Consider the following 16,776-nt stretch of genomic DNA (forward strand, 5'->3'; position numbering starts at 1 on the left):
TTTCTCCTAGACTGGCCAGGCATAGGGTTCACCGAAGCCGTTCTCGATGGTTTCCACTTTCGGATTGTCCGTCGAAATGCCCGACACGCCGACAATATGGGCGCGGGTGACGAAGGCCTGGCCACGGAAGCCGAACACGGCGCTGTCGCCAGGCTTCGGCGCGTTCGCGCCGGCGGCATCGATCATGGCGTAATAGTCGATCGCAGAGGGCGGCGGCACCTCGACGCTGCGCAGTGCCGAGCCTGCCGTCGTCGGTTCAGCCGAGACGATCGCCTTGACGTCGTAGTCGGGGAAGATCGGATCGATGTAGAAGCCGCCGCCAAGGCAATAGGCCTTGCCGCCGGAGAGATGCGAGACCTCGGTGAGATAGAGCACCGCCGGCAGCTCCGGCAAATCTTCCATGACATGCAGCGCGGTGGTGCCATGCAGTCCATTGCCGGGCTCGCACTGCGTCGCGCCAGCCTCGGCGAGTGCCGCCAGCATGACACTCGACGTGGTGCCCGGCGCGTTGATCTCAATGTCCTTGCGGCCTGCCTTGGCCAACGCTTCCGCAGCTTTCGCGAGCGTCGCCAGATTGGGGGTCGGCAGCACTTTTCGCGAAGCATGGTCGAACAGCAGAGCAGGGAAAGTGGTGATGCCGGCGAAACGGCCGCCTTCGACGGCATCCAGCCGGTCGGCGACATCGATAATGTCGGCGGCATTGAAACCGCCTTCATGGCCGCGATAGAAGATATCGCCTTCGGCGGCGATGCGGGCCAGCAGATCCTGCACATAGCCGGCCGCCTTGGCGCCTGTTGCCGCTTCCCCAGCCTTGGTATCGTTGAACACGGTCCAGTAGTCCGGCTTGAAGGTTTTCGCCGCAGCCGCCGCTTCGAATTTTGCGACCTGCTGGAGATGGCCGAGATGGCCAAGCTTCATGCCTGCCTTGTGGGTGGCGCGGGCGCAAGCCATGTCGACGGCGACCGCGCGGTCAATGCCGCCGCGCATCACAGCCCGGCAGAACGACGAGGAGCGGCCGACCTGCTTGGTCATGGCGAAGATCTTCAGGCCGTTGCGGTTGGCCTCGCTCTTGAGAACCCGCGCATTGGCCTCAACCGTGTCGAGATCGAGCACATAAGCATTGGCCGGCAGCTTACCTTGCTGGTGCAACCGGATAGCTGATTCGATGAAGGCGGGGTTGCGGCGGCGCAGAATCTCGAGAAACATGGATGGCTTCCTTCAGCGGTTCTTTTCGCGCAGCGACACGGCGACTGCGGTCAGGATAATGAGGCCGCGCACGATCATCTGGTCGGAGACCGACAGGCCCATCAGGATCAGGCCGTTGTTGAGCATGCCCATCATCAACGAGCCGACCAGCGCGCCGACCACGGAGCCCTTGCCGCCATTGAGCAGCGTGCCGCCGACGATGACGGCGGCGATGACCGTCATCAGGTCGGTTTCGCCGAGAGTATATTTCGCCGCCTGCAGGCGACCGGCATAGAGCAAGCCGGCAAGACCGGCGAGCCCGCCGCTGATGGTCAGCACGGCGAGCCTGATCCTGGGCACGCTGATGCCCGATACGCTTGCGGCGCGGGCATTGTCGCCGGTCGCCAGCACATGGGCGCCGAAACGGGTTTCGCGGAACACCAGGTGGCCGATGGCCACGGCAATCACCGACCACCAGACGAGTGAGGGGACACCGACCAGCGAGCCGGAACCGAAGAAGCCGGTGAACGCTTCGTTGGTCACCGAGATCGAGCGAAGGTCTGTCATCGAACGCGAAACGCCGGCGAACAGGCCGAGCGTCGCCAGCGTCACCAGGAAGGAGGGCAGCCTGACATACGCCACCAGCACGCCGTTGATGACGCCGATCAGCAGGCCGGCGCCGAGGCCGGCGACTATCCCTGCTGGCATGCCGTACGCGTTGATGGTGACGGCGGCTGCAAGGGCCGCCACCGCCACGATCGAGCCGATCGACAAATCTATTTCGCCGGCCGACATGACGAAGACCAGGCCGATGGCCATGATCGTGACCGGCGTCGTCTGCAACACGATGTTCGATAAATTCCGGACGGTGAGGAAGCCGCTGTCCCGCAGCACAATGGCGAAGAACAGAAAGATCGCCAGGAAACCGAGGTAGACGACATATTGCTGCAGATTGAAGCGGCTTGCGAAGCTGCCACCGGCACTGGTGTTGGCACTGGACATTTTATCCCTCCGGTGGTGAGCGCTTCGCCTCGAGCCTATTTCACCGCGTCCGCGATGGCCGCCGGTACGTCCCTGTTGAGGGACTTCTTCCAACCGTCCTTCACCGTGTCCTTGGTGACGGCGATGGAATCTACGGCATAGAATGGTTCGGCCTTCTTGCCGACCAGCGAACCTGCCGAGGCGCGCGCCAGCGTCACGCCAATGCTGTAGGCCTCGTCGGCGACGAGGGCCGCGATGTTGCCGCCCTTGACCATGTCGAGCGCGGCAGGCTCGTTGAGGTCGAGCGTGACAATCTTGGTGTGTGTGTTGCCGGCACCGCGCAAGGCCGAAAGCACGCTCAGCGCCGGTTCGGCCCAGGTGACATAGATGCCGTCCAGGTCCGGATGCTGGGTGATCATCGCCTGGGCGATGTCTTCGCTGCGCGCCGGGTCGGCCATGCCGGCCTCGGCCTCGATCTTCATATCGGGATAGTCCTGCTCGATGGTCTTCTTGAAGGCCTGGTCGCGCTGGTTGGTGACGTAGAAGTCGGCATCGTGGAAGATGTAGCCGATCTTGCCTTTCTTGCCGAGCGCCTCGGCCATGGCGATGCCGGCCTTGTTGCCCATCTGAAAGAGATCGTCGGAGACGATGGTGACATAGTCCCTGCCCTGCTTGTAGCCGGCCGGGGAATTGTCGACGAAGCCGAGCTTGACGCCGGCCTGGCGTGCCGGATCGTAGACCGAAGCTGCGGTCGCCGGATCGACGGGAAGCGACAGGATGATCGACGGCTTTTTGGCCATCACCGTCTCGATATCGGCCTTCTGTCGCGCGGCGTCGAAACCGGCATCGGTCTGCGCCACCACCTCGATGCCGAGGCGCTTGAATTCGTCATGGGCGCCGGCGTTGACGGCGTTGGTGTATTCGCTCATCTCGTGCCAGACGAGGGCGGCGGTGAACTTGCCGTCCTTGATCTGCTGCTCTTCGGCTGGCGTCAGCGTAAGACTGCTCGCCGGCACCGGCTTTTCACCATTCGGTCCTGTGGTGACGCCTTCAGCGGCGAAGGCGTGCATGGCTAGCAGGCTCGCCACTGTCGTTATGATTACAGATGCTTTGCGCATGTCCCGGTTCCCTTTTTGTTGTGTCGAAGAAAAGCTCCGGTGCGGCGGGCCGCGCCGGAGCGAGAGCCTTACTTGGCCGCGTCGAGCACCGGCTGCGGCGCGTCGCGGTTGAGCGAGTCCTTCCAGCCCTGCGCGACATTCTCCTTGGTGACGGTCAGGGCCGGGACGACGACGAAGGCCGGTGTCGGCTGGCCAAGCAGCGACTTCATGCCGGAAGCAGCCATGGCGCGGCCGAGTTCATAGGCCTTGTCGGCGACGAGGGCTGCGACATTGCCGCCTTTGACCATGTCGAGCGCGACCGGCTCGGCGAGGTCGAGCGTGACGATCTTGGTCCTGGCGTTGCCGGCGCCGCGTAGCGCCGACAGCACGCCGTCGGCCGGCTCGGCCCAGGTCACGTAGATGCCGTCGAGATCGGGATGTTGCAAAAGCATCGCGTTGGCCAGTTCCTCGGCGCGGGCCGGGTCGGATATGCCCTGTTCGGCGACGATCTTGATGTCGGGATAGACCTTCTCGATGGTGGTCTTGAAGGCTTGGTCGCGCTGGTTGGTGACATAGTAGGCAGCGTCGTGGAAAATGTAGCCGACCTTGCCCTTGCCGCCGATCGCTTTGGCCATCGCGTCCGCAGCCTGCTTGCCCATCTGGAATAGATCGTCAGTCACGATCGAAGCGTAATCGGTGCCCTGCTTGTAGCCCTTGGGCAAGTTGGACAGGAACACCAGCTTGGTGCCGTCCTTGACCGCCTGGCGGAAGGCTTCTGCCGAGGTGACCGGGTCGAGCGGCAGGGCCAAGATGACGTTGGGCTTGGCGGCCAACGCCGTCTCGATGTCGCTGCGCTGGCGGGCGGAGTCGAACTGGGCATCCGTTTTGACCGCAATGGTGATGCCGGCGCGGGCGAATTCGTCGGTGGCGCCGGCGGTTACCGCATTGGTGAAATCGGACGAGGTGTGCCAGAGCAAGGCAGCCTTGTAGCCCTTGTCCTTGAGCGCGGCGATGTCGGCATCGCTTAGGATCACGTCGGCACTTGGCGTGGCGCTCTCGCCCTGCGGGCCGACCGTCTGTGCGAAAGCTGGGTCGGCGGCAAGCATCAATCCGCCGGCAAAGGCGGCGGCGATCAGTGTCTTCATCGACATGTCAGTTCTCCCATTTTGCTTCGTTGGTGGTTCAGTGGGCCACGCCACAGTAGCGGGCCATGAAGGCGGCGAAGCCGACTATGCCGGCGAAATATTCCTCGACATCCACGTGCTCCTCGAATGTGTGGCAATTCCTGATGTCGCCGGGCGCGCAATAGACGGCAGGAATACCGAGCTGATTGATGATGAAGGGGGACTCCGACCAGAACGGTGCGCCCTCGATGACGCCGCGCCCGCTCATTGCGCCAGCCATCGCGTCGGACAGCATGGCGACTTCCGCCCGCGTTTCGCCGATCTCGGCAGCGGTGCCGCCCAGCCTGTGGTCGCGGCCGGCGGGGTAGGCGAACTCTACCGAAATATCCGGATCGGCGATCGCGCCGCGCACGGCAGCCTCGATCTCGGCAGCGGCGGTGTCGAGGTCTTCGCCAGGCAACAGCTTGCGGATCAGCGAGAGCGTGCAGCGCTCGGGAACGGCAATGTAGCCGCCGCCGGCAAGCCCGGTGATAAGCAGGAAGCCGCGCCCGACCAGTTTGTGCTCGGCGCGCGCGGCGACCTCATCCGAATGCTTCCAAAGCGCCGTCATCGCGGCATGGCTTGCACGGAGCGCATCCTTGCCGAGTTCTGGCACACCGAAATAGGCAGATTTGCCGGTAATCGAGATATCGGTGATGAAGAAGCCGATCTGCGCCGCATAGACGGCCAGGCGGGTCGGCTCGACATAGACGCTGAAATCGGGTGCTGTGACCTCGCCGGTCTCGATGCGTCCGACGAAGTGCTTGATCCCGGCGGAAATGCCGGTGCCGGGCTGGCCGCTCTCCTCGTCGCCGACGAAGGCAAAGGCGACGTCGCCCTTGAGGCGAACGCCGGCCTTGTCGAGCAGCGCGAGTGCCGCAAGCGAAGCAATGATGCCGGCCTTGAGGTCGCCGGAGCCTCGGCCCCAGACAGCACCATCAATGATCGGGGCGGCGAACGGATCCTCACGCTCGGTGCCTGCCCAATGCTCGCGCCAGCCGTCGACATGGACGGTGTCGGTATGGCCGATGAACAGCAGGCGCTTTCCCTGGTCGGCCCCCTTGCGCTCGCCCCAGATGTTGGGCCGCCCGGGAAGGAATTCCGTCCTGGTCAGGCCGCTGAGGTCAAGGTCGCGCATCCTGGCTTCTAGGAAGTCGACGAAGTTGGCTTCGTTGCCGGTGATGCTCTCTCGGCCGATGGCGCGGCGAAACAGCGTTAGTGCGTCGTCGCGGTCGAGCGCTGCCTGCAGGCGGGCGGCAATATCGTGAGTCATATCGCGGCCTCCTTCAGGGCGGCGGCCTGGGCAGGCGGCAGCGAAATCCGGCCATCAGGCGCGTCGACGCCGAACAGCGTGTTGTGCAACTGGCCAAGGCCGATTGCCGCCGCGCCGATGAGGGCTGCGCGTGCGCCGAGTTCGCTCGCCTCGACCCTGACCGGATAGGGGAAGCATAGCGGCAGAAGCGCCTGCACCCTGGACAGGATTTCGGGCCGCAACCCAATCGAGCCGCCGAGGATAAACTTTTCTGGATTGGCGATCGCCGCGATTGCCGCAACGCCTTGCGCCAGATGGCGGGCAGTTTCGTCGAGCACGGTGAGCGCGTCCTTGTCGCCACGCGCGGCATTCTCGAATATTGCCGGCACGGAGACCTGCCTGCCGGCGAGGGCGTGGTAGCGACCGGTCATGGCGTGGGTGGCCACCGCGCGTTCGAATGCGCCGGTGCGCAGTGATTCCTCGGCGAAGGGATCGGCCCCGATTGGCATGAAACCGATCTCGCCGGCGGCGTGCCCAGCACCCCGCACCAGATGACCGCCCAGCATCAGCCCGCTGCCGATGCCGGTGCCGAGCGCGATGTAGGCGAGATTGTCGATGCCCTGGCCTTGGCCGAGCCAGTTCTCGCCAAGCACCGCGAGATTGACGTCGTTCTCGATCATCACCGCGACGCCGAGCGCTTCTTCAAAGGCATCCAGCACATTCATTGTGTCGAAGCCGGCAATGTTCGGCGCCATTAGAATGCGGCCGCTGGCCGGGTCAGGAGCGCCAGGCGCGCCGATGACGGCCAGGCGTATCTTCTTGCGCGCGACGTGCTGTCTGGCCGCGGCATCGAAGGCCAGCGCTGCAATCTGATCGACGACGAACTGGCCGCCACGCGGATCGGTCGGTGTGGCGGCTTCGGCAAAGATCTGACAGGCAAGGTCGGTCAGCGCGACCCGCACCTTGGTGCCGCCAAGGTCGACGGCGATTATATAGGCTGCGTCGTGGACCAGTTCGTAGGTGACGGCGGTGCGCCCGACATGGCCGCTGGTGCGGCCGGTTTCCTGGACCCAGCCCTCCTGCTCGAGCCCGCGCATGATTTCGGAGATGGTCTGCTTCGACAGGCCCGTCAGCTTGGCGATCGAGGCGCGGGAGATCGGCCCGCCCTGGACGATCGCTTCCATCACGGAGCGCTGTGAGAACTGACGGGATATGCGCGGCAAGTCAGTCACATTGAACTCCGGTTAATTCGTTCTATGACCGAACTTATTATCCGGAACTGGACCTGTCAATGTATGTTCGCGAGCGGCCGTTTTTGCGTACGCGAACATTGATCTGAGGCAGGATTCAGGCGCGTTGCTGCCGTTCGGCAGAAGATAAATGCGGTCAGCGAGTGGCTGGATCAGCTTCTTGAATCAATTGGGCGAATAGCTTCGTAACGCATTGACAAATAACGATCATGCTAGTCTTGAGGGTCACTGTTTTCTACAGGAGATCAATACAGCGGATGGTCGCCGGTCCATATCTCTCGTATCTCTCGTATGGGTCTGTCGAACCAAAGGACTTGGCTTCGAGAATATCGGTGATGTACCGCGGGTCTGCCTCCCAGTGAATGGCTCAAATGGCGCCGGCAGCGGAACGTCCGTTTGCAGTTTGCAAACGTGGATAACTACCATACCGCCTTAACTCGCAAAGACCCGTTTGACGCCAACTGGGCTGGCCCGAAGCCGACATCTCCGTCCAGCATAGTCCGACCATGTTCGGCGCAAGCTGCTCGCTTGAACCGTGGGATAGAATTCCGCCAATTTCAGGCACGTGGTTGTCAGGCGCCTACCGAACTTGACAAGCAGTCTTGCAGGAACTGCGTCGAGCACTGAACGTTTGACCAAGCGCGGGCATCTCCGCCTTGGCTAAGGACCATCAATGTTCACGTTCATGTTTGCCACCGGCATCGAGAACAGCACCCCGACCATTCGACAAGGCCGGGAGCGCGTCGACGAAATGGAAAAATGCCGCTTCTACGAACGATGGCGCACCGACTTCGAACTGGTCCAGGATCTCGGGGTGCATTTCCTCCGCTACGGACCTCCGATCCACAAAACATGGCTGGGTGACGGACGTTATGATTGGGCATTCGCCGATGAGACCTTCGCGGACCTGAAGGCGAAAGACATTCTTCCGATCGTCGACCTTTGCCATTTTGGCGTGCCGGACTGGGTTGGCAACTTCCAGAACGCGGACTTTCCGACACTATTCGAGCACTACGCCAGGGATTTTGCGACACGCTATCCGTGGATCCAGCTCTTCACCCCAATAAATGAGATGTTCATCTGCGCCACCTTTTCGGCTCGCTGGGGATGGTGGAACGAACAACTGAGCAGCGACACTGCTTTCGTTACCGCCCTCAAGCACATCGTGAAGGCGAACGTGCTTGCCATGCGGGCGATCCTCGAAGTGCGGCCGGACGCCATCTTCATACAGAGCGAATCCTCGGAATACTTCCACGCCGATTCTCCCGAGGCGGTCGGCAGAGCGGAACGGTTCAACAGCGAGCGTTTCCTGTCGCTTGACCTCAACTACGGTCATGACGTGGACGCGCACACCTATCGCTATCTTCTCGAAAACGGGATGACGGCCGAAGAATACAGTTTCTTCCTGGAGAGCCATCTGCGCAGGCATTGCGTGATGGGCACCGACTATTATCAGACCAACGAACATAGGGTTTGGGCAGACGGAACGACGTCCGGGTCCGGCGAGGTGTTTGGCTATGACGAGATCACGCGGCAGTACTTCAACCGCTACCGGCTTCCCGTAATGCATACGGAGACCAACATCAGCGAAGGCCCCAATGGAGACGAAGCCGTCTATTGGCTGTGGAAAGAGTGGGCCAACGTGCTGCGGATCCGCAACGATGGCATCCCCATCGTAGGCTTCACCTGGTACTCGCTGACGGATCAGGTGGACTGGGACAGTGCGCTTCGGGAGAACAACGGACGGATCAATCCGCTCGGCCTCTATGACCTCGACCGAAATCCGAGGGCGGTGGGGCGCGCTTTCAAGGCGCTGATCGCGAACTGGAACAAGCTGCTGGCCACACAAAGTGTCTGCCTTGCTTTGCCGGTCTTTCTTCCCTCACAGCAGGACGATGCCATTGTTCGCGCGCAACAGAATTATGCGCGCAGCCTGCTGAGCGTGGATCGGGTCGCTGAAGGCTGGACTGAACCACTTGCTGCTCCCCAGAAAGAGGTCGAACCTGATGCGCCTGGATAACAAGACTGCAATCGTAACCGGAGCTGCAAGCGGGATTGGACTGGCCATCGCCATGCGATTGGGCACCGAAGGTGCACGGGTGAGCCGACGTGGGTGGAGGCAAGGTCCAGAAGGCGCGCATGCGGTTCGACAAGGGGCGCTCCGGGGAGACCGCTATCACGGTGCTGTCGACTTGCGCTCACGCGTTCGGCAGGTTGGTAATAATGGTCAACAACGCGCCGGCCTGGTAATCTTTAAACCCTTGAGGCTCACTAGCGCGGTCTGGCTGAAGGTGCTGAGCGTCGACCTGCTGGGCGCAATTTATTTCGCCCGAAAGGCATTCGCTCATATGACATCTGGCGGCGTCATCGTAAACGTATTGAGTGTGCGCGGTCGAGACGAGCTCCGCATGTCGAGCTATACGCCGCGGCAAAGGCCACCCTCCTGTCTCTAACCGAGACCCGACGCAGTTCGCACCTTGGCCGACTGGGCATGAATCCGGACGATTACCGAACCAAATGGAACCTGCCTCGCAATTACCCGATGGTGGCACCCAACCATTCGGGAAGCGCTCTGCATATCGCCTATAACACCCAGTAGCGGACAGCTCTCGCCTGAGGCGTCAGTCGTCGTTGAAGCGCTCCGGCATCGCATTCGAGACCAAGGCTGGTGCACAAGGATCATGACATCGAATTCCACTCTATACAGGAACAAGTGCCTTTCCTCGAGATTAGGGTTCGACGCCGCAACGGCGTCGAACCCCAAAGGAGACTCACATGAAACGTAAGATTTTGACAGCTACAGCGATCTCTCTCTGTCTCGCCACCGCGGCCTTGGCGCAGTCGTCGGGAACATCCAGCGGCACGAACGGAACGTCCGGCTCATCGGCCGGGTCGGGTATGAGTTCTACGTCCGGCTCAGGCCAAAGCGGTATCCCGAGCGGCTGGGACAGCAAGCTCTCGGGCTCATTCTTCAGCGACGCCAATTCGGGAAGACTTCTGTCGCAGGATGAGATCCGCAAGAACTGGTCGTCCCTGAGCTCTGAACAGCAGGCACAGGTTCGCTCCGACTGCTCGAGAATGACGGCCAGTAACGGCACTGGCTCTGGCACAATGACCGGCACGTCAGGTAGCTCGGCTTCGACCGGCAGTGATACAACGGCGAGTGTCGGCACCGGCTCTGGCACAGCCACCGGCACTTCAGGCAGCTCTGGTTCGACCGGCAGTAACACCACGGCCAGCAACAGCACTGGTTCGGGTACAACCACCGGCACGTCGGGATCCTCGAATACAGCTGGCGATACGACCGCCAGCACCAGCACGGGTTCGGGCGCGAACTCGGCTGCTCAAATGGCTTCGATGCAGCAGCTCTGCGCCCAGGTTCAAGGGATGTGACTGAATGCGGGGCTCCGGGCCGGCTTGGCCGAGATAGAAGAGGCCTTGACGGCCCGGACATCGCTTTGGTTTGGTAGCCATTTCGGCGCTGAAGTCGGCCGGTGATCGGTGTCACAACTCGGCGCTTGTATCGCCGGCGACCGTCCCTCGCCAATAGCGCGCTTCGCGTCGAGACACTTCTCTCGGGCAAGGGCAAGTGAGATTCCGTCCCGTCCATACCTGCCAAGACAGACCGTCTCGCGGCGTCCGTTGAGCCTGTAATCCAGCCGAAAGGAGATCGCGCCACTAGGCATGACGCGAACATACATGCCGTCGCGGTCCGCAATCTTGTAGATTTTCTCTTTTGGTTCAGGGCTTTAAGGGCGACGTCCGTCAGCATTCCCCGCTACCTCCTGAAAAGTACCGTCAGTACAATTTCGAGGCTCTTCGGCAGAACATTCGTTTTATCTTCAGTGCCTTAAGGCATCAAAAAACACCGTCAGAGCCTCATTGGATCTGACGGTACTTCGAAAAATCTGAGCTAGCAATTTGCGGAAGGTCCGTCAGCCGGTCCGTCAAATCCAATCTCCGCACCGATTGTCGCTAATTGTCTCCGAATAGATTTATACGTGTTATCAAATGGTTGTGGCGTACAATGGCGTGTTTCCGGCGGCGTTTGGGTAGGTCTGAATCATTCCCACTCGATGGTGCCTGGCGGCTTCGACGTCACGTCGTAGACGACGCGGTTGATGCCGCGGACTTCGTTGATGATGCGGGTGGCCGCCGCGCCGAGGAAAGCCATGTCGTAGTGGTAGAAGTCGGCGGTCATGCCGTCGACGGACGTCACGGCGCGCAGCGCGCAGACGAATTCGTAGGTGCGGCCGTCGCCCATCACACCGACGGTCTGCACCGGAAGCAACACGGCGAAAGCCTGCCAGATGGCGTCGTAGAGGCCGGCCTTGCGGATCTCGTCGAGATAGATGGCGTCGGCCTCGCGCAGGATTTCGAGCTTCTCGCGGGTGATACCGCCGGGGCAGCGGATGGCAAGGCCTGGTCCAGGGAACGGATGACGGCCGATAAAACTTTCGGGCAGGCCGAGTTCCTTGCCCAGTGCCCTCACCTCGTCCTTGAACAGTTCGCGCAGCGGCTCGACCAGTTGCATGTTCATGCGCGCCGGCAGGCCGCCGACATTGTGGTGCGACTTGATGGTCACCGACGGGCCGCCGGTGAAGGAGACGCTCTCGATGACGTCGGGATAGAGCGTGCCTTGCGCCAGGAAATCAGCGCCGCCGAGTTTCTTGGCTTCTTCCTCGAACACTTCGATGAACAGCCGGCCGATGGTCTTGCGCTTCTTCTCGGGGTCGGACTCGCCTTCCAGCGCCGAGATGAATTTTTCCGACGCGTCGACCAGGATCAGCGGCAGATTGTAGTGCTGGCGGAACATCGCCACCACGCCGGCGGCCTCGTCCTTGCGCATAAGGCCATGGTCGACAAGAATGCAGGTCAGCTGGTCGCCTACCGCTTCGTGGATCAGCAAGGCAGCGACCGATGAATCCACGCCGCCCGACAGCGCGCAGATCACCTTGCCCTTGCCGACCTGCTCACGAATGGTTTCGACCGCATGCTCGCGATAGGCGCGCATCGTCCAGTCGCCTTCGATGCCGGCGATGTTGTGCACGAAGTTTCTCAGCAGCCTGGCGCCATCCGGCGTATGCACAACTTCCGGGTGGAACATGATGCCGTACATCTTGCGCGCGACGTTGCCGAAAATGGCGAAGGGCGAGCCTTCCGACTTGCCGAAGACCTCGAACCCCTTGGGCAGCGAGATGACGCGGTCGCCATGGCTCATCCACACCTGGTGGCGCTGGCCTGGCGCCCACAGGCCCTCGAACAGCGGGCTGTCCTTCTCGATCTCGACGAAGGCACGGCCGAATTCGCGATGGTTCGAGCTTTCGGCTACGCCGCCCATCTGCACGCACATGGCCATCTGGCCGTAGCAGATACCGAGCACCGGCACGCCGGCATCGAAGACGATCTGCGGCGCGCGCGGGCTGCCGATGTCTGATGTCGAGGCGGGACCGCCCGACAGGATCACGGCTTTTGGATTGATACGCTTGAAGGCAGCTTCGGCCGATTGAAACGGCACGATCTCGGAAAACACGCCGGCCTCGCGGATGCGGCGGGCGATGAGCTGCGTAAACTGGCTGCCGAAATCGACAATCAGGACTGTATCGGGATGATTGGCTGTCGTCATGGCGAGCCTTTAGAGAAAGAAACGAGTCGGCGCAATGGGGTGCGTAGCCCGACTTCAGAGCGCTGCCGGCTCTTGCCCAGGCTACTCCTTGTGTAGCGTGCCGGAGCCGATGGCCTGTTCGAGGCGCACGACTGCATCCGCCAGCTTCTCGTCGATGACATGCAGATATTCGGTCCAGTCGCCAACGTGGCGCAGATCGGCTGCACCGTCTGAAATGCCGCGCAGGCCGATAAGCGGGATATCGAACAACTGGCAGGCGCGCAGGCAGGCGAAGGTTTCCATGTCGACCATGTCGGCGGCGATGGCGTCATAGGCGGCACCGGTGATGATGGCGCCGCCGGTCGACAGGCTGGCTTCTTTAATGCCCGGTATCCTGAATGATAGCGGGACGGTCACCGGCAGGTCGAGGAACGGCGTCGCGCCTTTTTCGAAGCCTAGCGGCGAAGCGTCGATGTCGCGATAGCTGACCGAGACCGCCTGGTAGATTTCCGTCTGCTCCAGTGTGCGGCTGCCGGCGGAGCCGAGCGAGACGACGAGATCGGGCGACGTCTTCTCAGACTTCAGCCATGACAGTTCGGCGCCGAGCCGCACACCTGCCTCGACCGGGCCGACGCCCGTCATCAGCGGCGTGAACAGTTTCTGCAGATGCGGACCGTATTCCGCTTGCGCCGCCATGACGAAAAGAACGTCCTTGCCGCCAATTCGCGTAACGCTGGCCATCATCCCGCTATCCCGTCACGGCCAACCACCGTCATCATCGTGCCGGTCATGGTCGCGATCAGCTTGGCCTCGCCATCGGCGGCAAAGGCGTACGCTTGGCCATCGGCGACAATGATGGTGCGGCCAGGTTTGGTCACCGAGCCGCGGAACAGGAAGCGTTCGCCCCGGCCGGGCGCCAGGAGGTTGACCTTGAACTCAATGGTCAGCACACCGGAATTTTCCGGCATCAGCGAAAATGCGGCATAGCCGCAGGCCGAATCCAGCGCCGTCGAAATCACCCCGGCATGCAGGAAACCGTGCTGCTGGGTCAGTGCCTGGGAATAGGGCATTTCGATCTCGATGATGCCCGGCGTCACAAGCGTCAGTTCGGCGCCGATGGTCGCCATCGCCTGCTGGCGGGCGAACGACGCCCTGACGCGGTCCTCATAATCGGGTGCGGGTACGATCTTTGCTGCCATGGCCATCGCCCTGATTTATCTGCAAAGCTTATCGCAGACGCCTGAACGCCACGCAAATGCTTTTGCTGCACTGCAGCAAAGCACTCAGTTCAACAGGAGCAGCGACGCGTTGAGCAAGGTGGCGAAGGCCACCCATAGGGCATAGGGCGCAAACAGCCAGCCGGAAACCCGGTCGCGGTTCCACACCGTGGCTATGAACAGCGCAATGCTGGCGAGAAGAGCCAGGATCACGACCAGTGCCGGCCCCACCAGTTTGGCGCCGAAGAAAGTCGGCGACCGCGCGAAGTTCAGAACAAGCTGGAGGGCCCAGATCTTCATCGCGGCGCCTGCTCGTTCCCGCTCCCATGTCCGCCAGCCGGCTACGGCGATCAGGACATAAAGGAGCGTCCAGGCCGGCGCGAAGACCCAGTTGGGCGGGTTGAAGGGCGGCTTGGCGAGCGAGGCATACCATTCACCCGGCAACGTCGCATAGCCGATCAACAGGCCGCCGCCGAGCACCAGAATGAGGAAAAGCAGAGGCGACACATATCTTTGCAAGAATTCTACCCCGTCTGGCGGCCGACGCCGCGCATCTGCAACTGGCGCTATGTCAGCCTGTCAATCGCAGCGTCAATTCGCCCGACGCAGCGCACAGAAATAGAAGCCGTCGGTGCCGCTCAGAGCCGGCGACAGCGAGATATCGCTTGTCTTGCCGATCCGGGCGGCCGCTGCGTGACCGGGGAAGCTGGCATCCCAAAGCGCGCGATGATCGACCGGAACGAAGCCCTTGTGCCGTTCGCGAAAGGCGGCGACCTGCTCGCCATTCTCCTCGTCGAACACCGAACAGGTGATGTAGACCAGCAGGCCGCCCGGTTTGACATAGGCCTTCGCCGCATCGAGGATCGCCGACTGCTCGCCCTTGCGGGCATCGAGCTGTCTTTGCGTCAGCCGCCATTTGGCGTCGGGACGGCGCCGCCAGGTGCCGCTGCCGGTGCAGGGCGCATCGACCAGCACAATGTCCATGTGGCCTGCGAGGGGGCTGAGTTCAGCCGGCTTGGTGACGACCTGCACGTTGCGGTTTTCCGAACGGCGGATGCGGTCGAAGATCGGCGCCAGTCGCGCCTTTTCGGTATCATGGGCGAAGACCTGGCCTTTGTTGGCCATCGCCGCAGACAGCGCCAGCGTCTTGCCGCCGGCGCCGGCGCAGAAGTCGAGCACCTGCATGCCGGCCTGCGCGCCGGCAAGGGCGGCAACGATCTGCGAACCCTCGTCCTGGACCTCGAACCAGCCTTTCTGGAAGGCCGGCTCGGCCTGTACGTTGGGGTGCCGGCCGTCGCCGTCGATGGGCGGGATGCGAATGCCTTGTGGCGCGATAGCGGCTGCCTTGGCGCCGGTTTCGGCGAGTTCCGCCAGCACTTTGGCGCGGTCGGACTGCAGCGTATTGACCCTGATGTCGAGCGGCGGGCGGGTCGCCAAAGCCGCCCCTTCCGCAACCCAGTCTGCGCCAAAGGATCGTTCGAAGAGCGGCGCGCACCAGTCGGGTATGTCCGCCCGCACCGCCTCCGGCGCGTCTTCAGGCCGGCGCTCGGCCAGCGCCTGCAACTCGGCGGCGCTGAGCAGCGGCGGCGCGAACTTGTCACCCTGGAGCGCATCGTTAAGCGATTGCGGCGTCTGGCCCCATTCGATGAGCAGCGCGCCGAAGCCGATGGCGCGGGGCGTGTCTTCACCCAAAAGCCAGCCGGCGGAACGTTTGTGGCGCAGCGCGTCGTAGACGATGTTGCCGATCGCCGCGCGGTCGCCGCCGCCCGCAAAGCGATGCGACAGGCCCCAATCTTTCAGCGCATCGGCCACCGGCCGGTGGCGCCGGCCAATGTCGTCCAGCACTTCAATGGCTGCCGCCAGCCGTCCGCCCAGTCGCATTCGTCATTCCATCTATCGAGCACAGTATCTTTCGGCCTGCTCTTAGAGCGTTTCGCGTCGAGATTGAACCCCGCTTGAATTTCGCGGCGACGAGGCCTTCCGCTCGCGGCCGACGATTTTCCCCGCCGGCAAATGTCCGCCCGCCGGCGATAACAAATCTCAAATATATGCAAGGCCTCTAATGTTGGTAACTGGCCGCCGTAAGCACGATCTGTGGCGCAATTGCTCAGCTTTCCAAGCTTTTGCGTTGGGAATACTCTTTGCGCCATGATTCGCGGCGCGGAAAAGCGGACCGACGGATCGATACGAGGAGAGGGCAATGAAAACGTATCTTGCGGAAGTTCTAGGGACATTTCTATTGGTGTTTATCGGCACAGCGTCGGTGGCGACGGGTGGCTTTCTCGCCGACTTGCCGCTGGGCCAGGAAGCCATCGGCCTGGCGTTCGGCATCGGCCTGATTGCGGCGGCTTACGCGGTGGGTCCCATCTCAGGCGCACATCTCAACCCGGCCGTCACGCTCGGCGTCTTCCTTGCCGGCCGGCTGCCGGCCAAGGATGTCATTCCTTACTGGATCGCGCAGATCATCGGCGCCATTCTGGCCTCGCTGGCGCTGTGGATCATCGTCTCCGGCCAGACCGGCGGGCACACCACCGGTTTCGGCGCCAATGGCTGGGACGTGGCGAAATGGGGGACGAGTTCGGCCTTCCTGTGGGAGCTGATCGGCACCTTCACCTTCGTCACGGTCATCCTCGGCGTCACCGCCGAGAAGCACTCGACGGCGTTCGCCGGCCTGGTCATCGGCCTGACGCTGGCCGGACTGCACTTCGCAATGATCCCGGTGACCGGCACCTCGCTCAATCCGGCGCGTTCGATCGGCCCGGCGCTGTTTACCGGCGGCGCAGCCCTCAGCCAGCTCTGGCTGTTCATCGTTGCGCCGCTGCTCGGCGGCGCAATCGCTGGCGTCGTCGCCAAGGCACGCGTCTTCGAAAAGGACTGATTTCGAAGCCTGCGAAAACGAAGGGGGGGGGGGGGGGGCCCCCCCCCGGGGGGTTGGGGGGGGTTTTTTGGAGGGGGGGGGAAAAGAGGGGGGGGAGAAACAAATTGGGGCCCCCCGGGGGGTTATAAAAAAAAAAACGCCACCGCAC

At 62.4% G+C, this 16,776-nt stretch carries 16 protein-coding genes and 1 pseudogene; 4 read left to right on the forward strand and 13 right to left on the reverse strand.

Annotated features, from left to right (window positions below):
- Nucleotides 1–6: 6 nt before the first annotated feature.
- The 6 genes from NKI10_RS29835 to NKI10_RS29860 form a co-directional block, all read right to left on the reverse strand.
- Nucleotides 7–1,206, reverse strand: a complete 1,200-nt coding sequence (locus tag NKI10_RS29835; protein WP_352513737.1) for an alanine racemase — start codon at nt 1,204–1,206, stop codon at nt 7–9.
- 12 nt (nt 1,207–1,218) lie between these two features.
- A complete protein-coding gene (locus NKI10_RS29840; protein ID WP_352862533.1) occupies nt 1,219–2,187 on the reverse strand; it encodes an ABC transporter permease in 969 nt (322 codons plus the stop codon).
- Between the two features lie 35 nt (nt 2,188–2,222).
- Nucleotides 2,223–3,284 (reverse strand): substrate-binding domain-containing protein, encoded by a 1,062-nt coding sequence (locus tag NKI10_RS29845; protein WP_023729114.1) that lies wholly within the window; start codon nt 3,282–3,284, stop codon nt 2,223–2,225.
- A gap of 68 nt (nt 3,285–3,352) precedes the next feature.
- Nucleotides 3,353–4,414: a substrate-binding domain-containing protein gene (locus NKI10_RS29850; RefSeq protein WP_023748613.1), complete on the reverse strand. Its 1,062-nt coding sequence runs from the start codon at nt 4,412–4,414 to the stop codon at nt 3,353–3,355.
- Between the two features lie 31 nt (nt 4,415–4,445).
- Nucleotides 4,446–5,699 (reverse strand): M20 family metallopeptidase, encoded by a 1,254-nt coding sequence (locus NKI10_RS29855; RefSeq protein WP_352862534.1) that lies wholly within the window; start codon nt 5,697–5,699, stop codon nt 4,446–4,448.
- On the reverse strand, nt 5,696–6,910 hold the full coding sequence (locus NKI10_RS29860) for an ROK family transcriptional regulator (RefSeq protein ID WP_352862535.1): 1,215 nt from the start codon (nt 6,908–6,910) through the stop codon (nt 5,696–5,698). Before NKI10_RS29860 ends, NKI10_RS29855 begins: the two co-directional genes overlap by 4 nt.
- A gap of 691 nt (nt 6,911–7,601) precedes the next feature.
- Between NKI10_RS29860 and NKI10_RS29865 the strand changes: the two genes are divergently transcribed.
- The 3 genes from NKI10_RS29865 to NKI10_RS29875 are packed head-to-tail and all read left to right on the forward strand — an operon-like array spanning nt 7,602 to nt 9,527.
- A complete protein-coding gene (locus NKI10_RS29865) occupies nt 7,602–8,948 on the forward strand; it encodes a family 1 glycosylhydrolase (protein ID WP_023681815.1) in 1,347 nt (448 codons plus the stop codon).
- A 52-nt stretch (nt 8,949–9,000) separates the two neighbouring features.
- A complete protein-coding gene (locus NKI10_RS29870; RefSeq protein ID WP_352862541.1) occupies nt 9,001–9,381 on the forward strand; it encodes a Rossmann-fold NAD(P)-binding domain-containing protein in 381 nt (126 codons plus the stop codon).
- Nucleotides 9,372–9,527: a MucR family transcriptional regulator gene (locus NKI10_RS29875; RefSeq protein ID WP_502897600.1), complete on the forward strand. Its 156-nt coding sequence runs from the start codon at nt 9,372–9,374 to the stop codon at nt 9,525–9,527. Before NKI10_RS29870 ends, NKI10_RS29875 begins: the two co-directional genes overlap by 10 nt.
- A gap of 172 nt (nt 9,528–9,699) precedes the next feature.
- On the opposite strand, the gene NKI10_RS29880 is transcribed toward NKI10_RS29875, so the two are convergent.
- The 7 genes and pseudogenes from NKI10_RS29880 to NKI10_RS29910 all read right to left on the reverse strand — a co-directional run bounded on the left by NKI10_RS29880 (nt 9,700) and on the right by NKI10_RS29910 (nt 15,631).
- Entirely contained in the window at nt 9,700–10,248 is a 549-nt protein-coding gene (locus NKI10_RS29880) for a hypothetical protein (protein ID WP_023738284.1), read from the reverse strand.
- A gap of 198 nt (nt 10,249–10,446) precedes the next feature.
- Nucleotides 10,447–10,700, reverse strand: a pseudogene (locus NKI10_RS29885) (Arm DNA-binding domain-containing protein); the annotation flags it as partial.
- Nucleotides 10,701–10,991: 291 nt separating this feature from the next.
- Nucleotides 10,992–12,554, reverse strand: a complete 1,563-nt coding sequence (guaA, locus tag NKI10_RS29890; protein ID WP_352521147.1) for a glutamine-hydrolyzing GMP synthase — start codon at nt 12,552–12,554, stop codon at nt 10,992–10,994.
- An 81-nt stretch (nt 12,555–12,635) separates the two neighbouring features.
- Complete coding sequence (locus NKI10_RS29895) at nt 12,636–13,277, reverse strand: 5'-methylthioadenosine/S-adenosylhomocysteine nucleosidase (RefSeq protein ID WP_352862537.1); 642 nt, start codon at nt 13,275–13,277, stop codon at nt 12,636–12,638.
- Nucleotides 13,274–13,732 (reverse strand): PaaI family thioesterase, encoded by a 459-nt coding sequence (locus NKI10_RS29900; protein ID WP_023701303.1) that lies wholly within the window; start codon nt 13,730–13,732, stop codon nt 13,274–13,276. Before NKI10_RS29900 ends, NKI10_RS29895 begins: the two co-directional genes overlap by 4 nt.
- Before the next feature lie 84 nt (nt 13,733–13,816).
- Nucleotides 13,817–14,257, reverse strand: coding sequence for a TspO/MBR family protein (locus tag NKI10_RS29905; protein WP_352862538.1), 441 nt, complete (start codon nt 14,255–14,257; stop codon nt 13,817–13,819).
- Nucleotides 14,258–14,341: 84 nt separating this feature from the next.
- Nucleotides 14,342–15,631 (reverse strand): RsmB/NOP family class I SAM-dependent RNA methyltransferase, encoded by a 1,290-nt coding sequence (locus NKI10_RS29910; RefSeq protein ID WP_352862539.1) that lies wholly within the window; start codon nt 15,629–15,631, stop codon nt 14,342–14,344.
- Nucleotides 15,632–15,950: 319 nt separating this feature from the next.
- Here NKI10_RS29910 and NKI10_RS29915 point away from each other — a divergent pair, with 319 nt between their 5' ends.
- Nucleotides 15,951–16,628: an MIP/aquaporin family protein gene (locus NKI10_RS29915; protein WP_352862540.1), complete on the forward strand. Its 678-nt coding sequence runs from the start codon at nt 15,951–15,953 to the stop codon at nt 16,626–16,628.
- Nucleotides 16,629–16,776: the final 148 nt, after the last annotated feature.

It is taken from the genome of Mesorhizobium sp. M0802, from assembly GCF_040320115.1.
Taxonomy (GTDB): Bacteria; Pseudomonadota; Alphaproteobacteria; order Rhizobiales; family Rhizobiaceae; genus Mesorhizobium.

Coding starts and splice junctions, on each gene's coding strand:
- NKI10_RS29835 (WP_352513737.1), bottom strand. CDS start 1,206: ATGTTTCTCGAGATTCTGCGCCGCCGCAACCCCGCCTTCATCGAATCA.
- NKI10_RS29840 (WP_352862533.1), bottom strand. CDS start 2,187: ATGTCCAGTGCCAACACCAGTGCCGGTGGCAGCTTCGCAAGCCGCTTC.
- NKI10_RS29845 (WP_023729114.1), bottom strand. CDS start 3,284: ATGCGCAAAGCATCTGTAATCATAACGACAGTGGCGAGCCTGCTAGCC.
- NKI10_RS29850 (WP_023748613.1), bottom strand. CDS start 4,414: ATGTCGATGAAGACACTGATCGCCGCCGCCTTTGCCGGCGGATTGATG.
- NKI10_RS29855 (WP_352862534.1), bottom strand. CDS start 5,699: ATGACTCACGATATTGCCGCCCGCCTGCAGGCAGCGCTCGACCGCGAC.
- NKI10_RS29865 (WP_023681815.1), top strand. CDS start 7,602: ATGTTCACGTTCATGTTTGCCACCGGCATCGAGAACAGCACCCCGACC.
- NKI10_RS29870 (WP_352862541.1), top strand. CDS start 9,001: ATGCGATTGGGCACCGAAGGTGCACGGGTGAGCCGACGTGGGTGGAGG.
- guaA (WP_352521147.1), bottom strand. CDS start 12,554: ATGACGACAGCCAATCATCCCGATACAGTCCTGATTGTCGATTTCGGC.
- NKI10_RS29895 (WP_352862537.1), bottom strand. CDS start 13,277: ATGATGGCCAGCGTTACGCGAATTGGCGGCAAGGACGTTCTTTTCGTC.
- NKI10_RS29900 (WP_023701303.1), bottom strand. CDS start 13,732: ATGGCAGCAAAGATCGTACCCGCACCCGATTATGAGGACCGCGTCAGG.
- NKI10_RS29910 (WP_352862539.1), bottom strand. CDS start 15,631: ATGCGACTGGGCGGACGGCTGGCGGCAGCCATTGAAGTGCTGGACGAC.
- NKI10_RS29915 (WP_352862540.1), top strand. CDS start 15,951: ATGAAAACGTATCTTGCGGAAGTTCTAGGGACATTTCTATTGGTGTTT.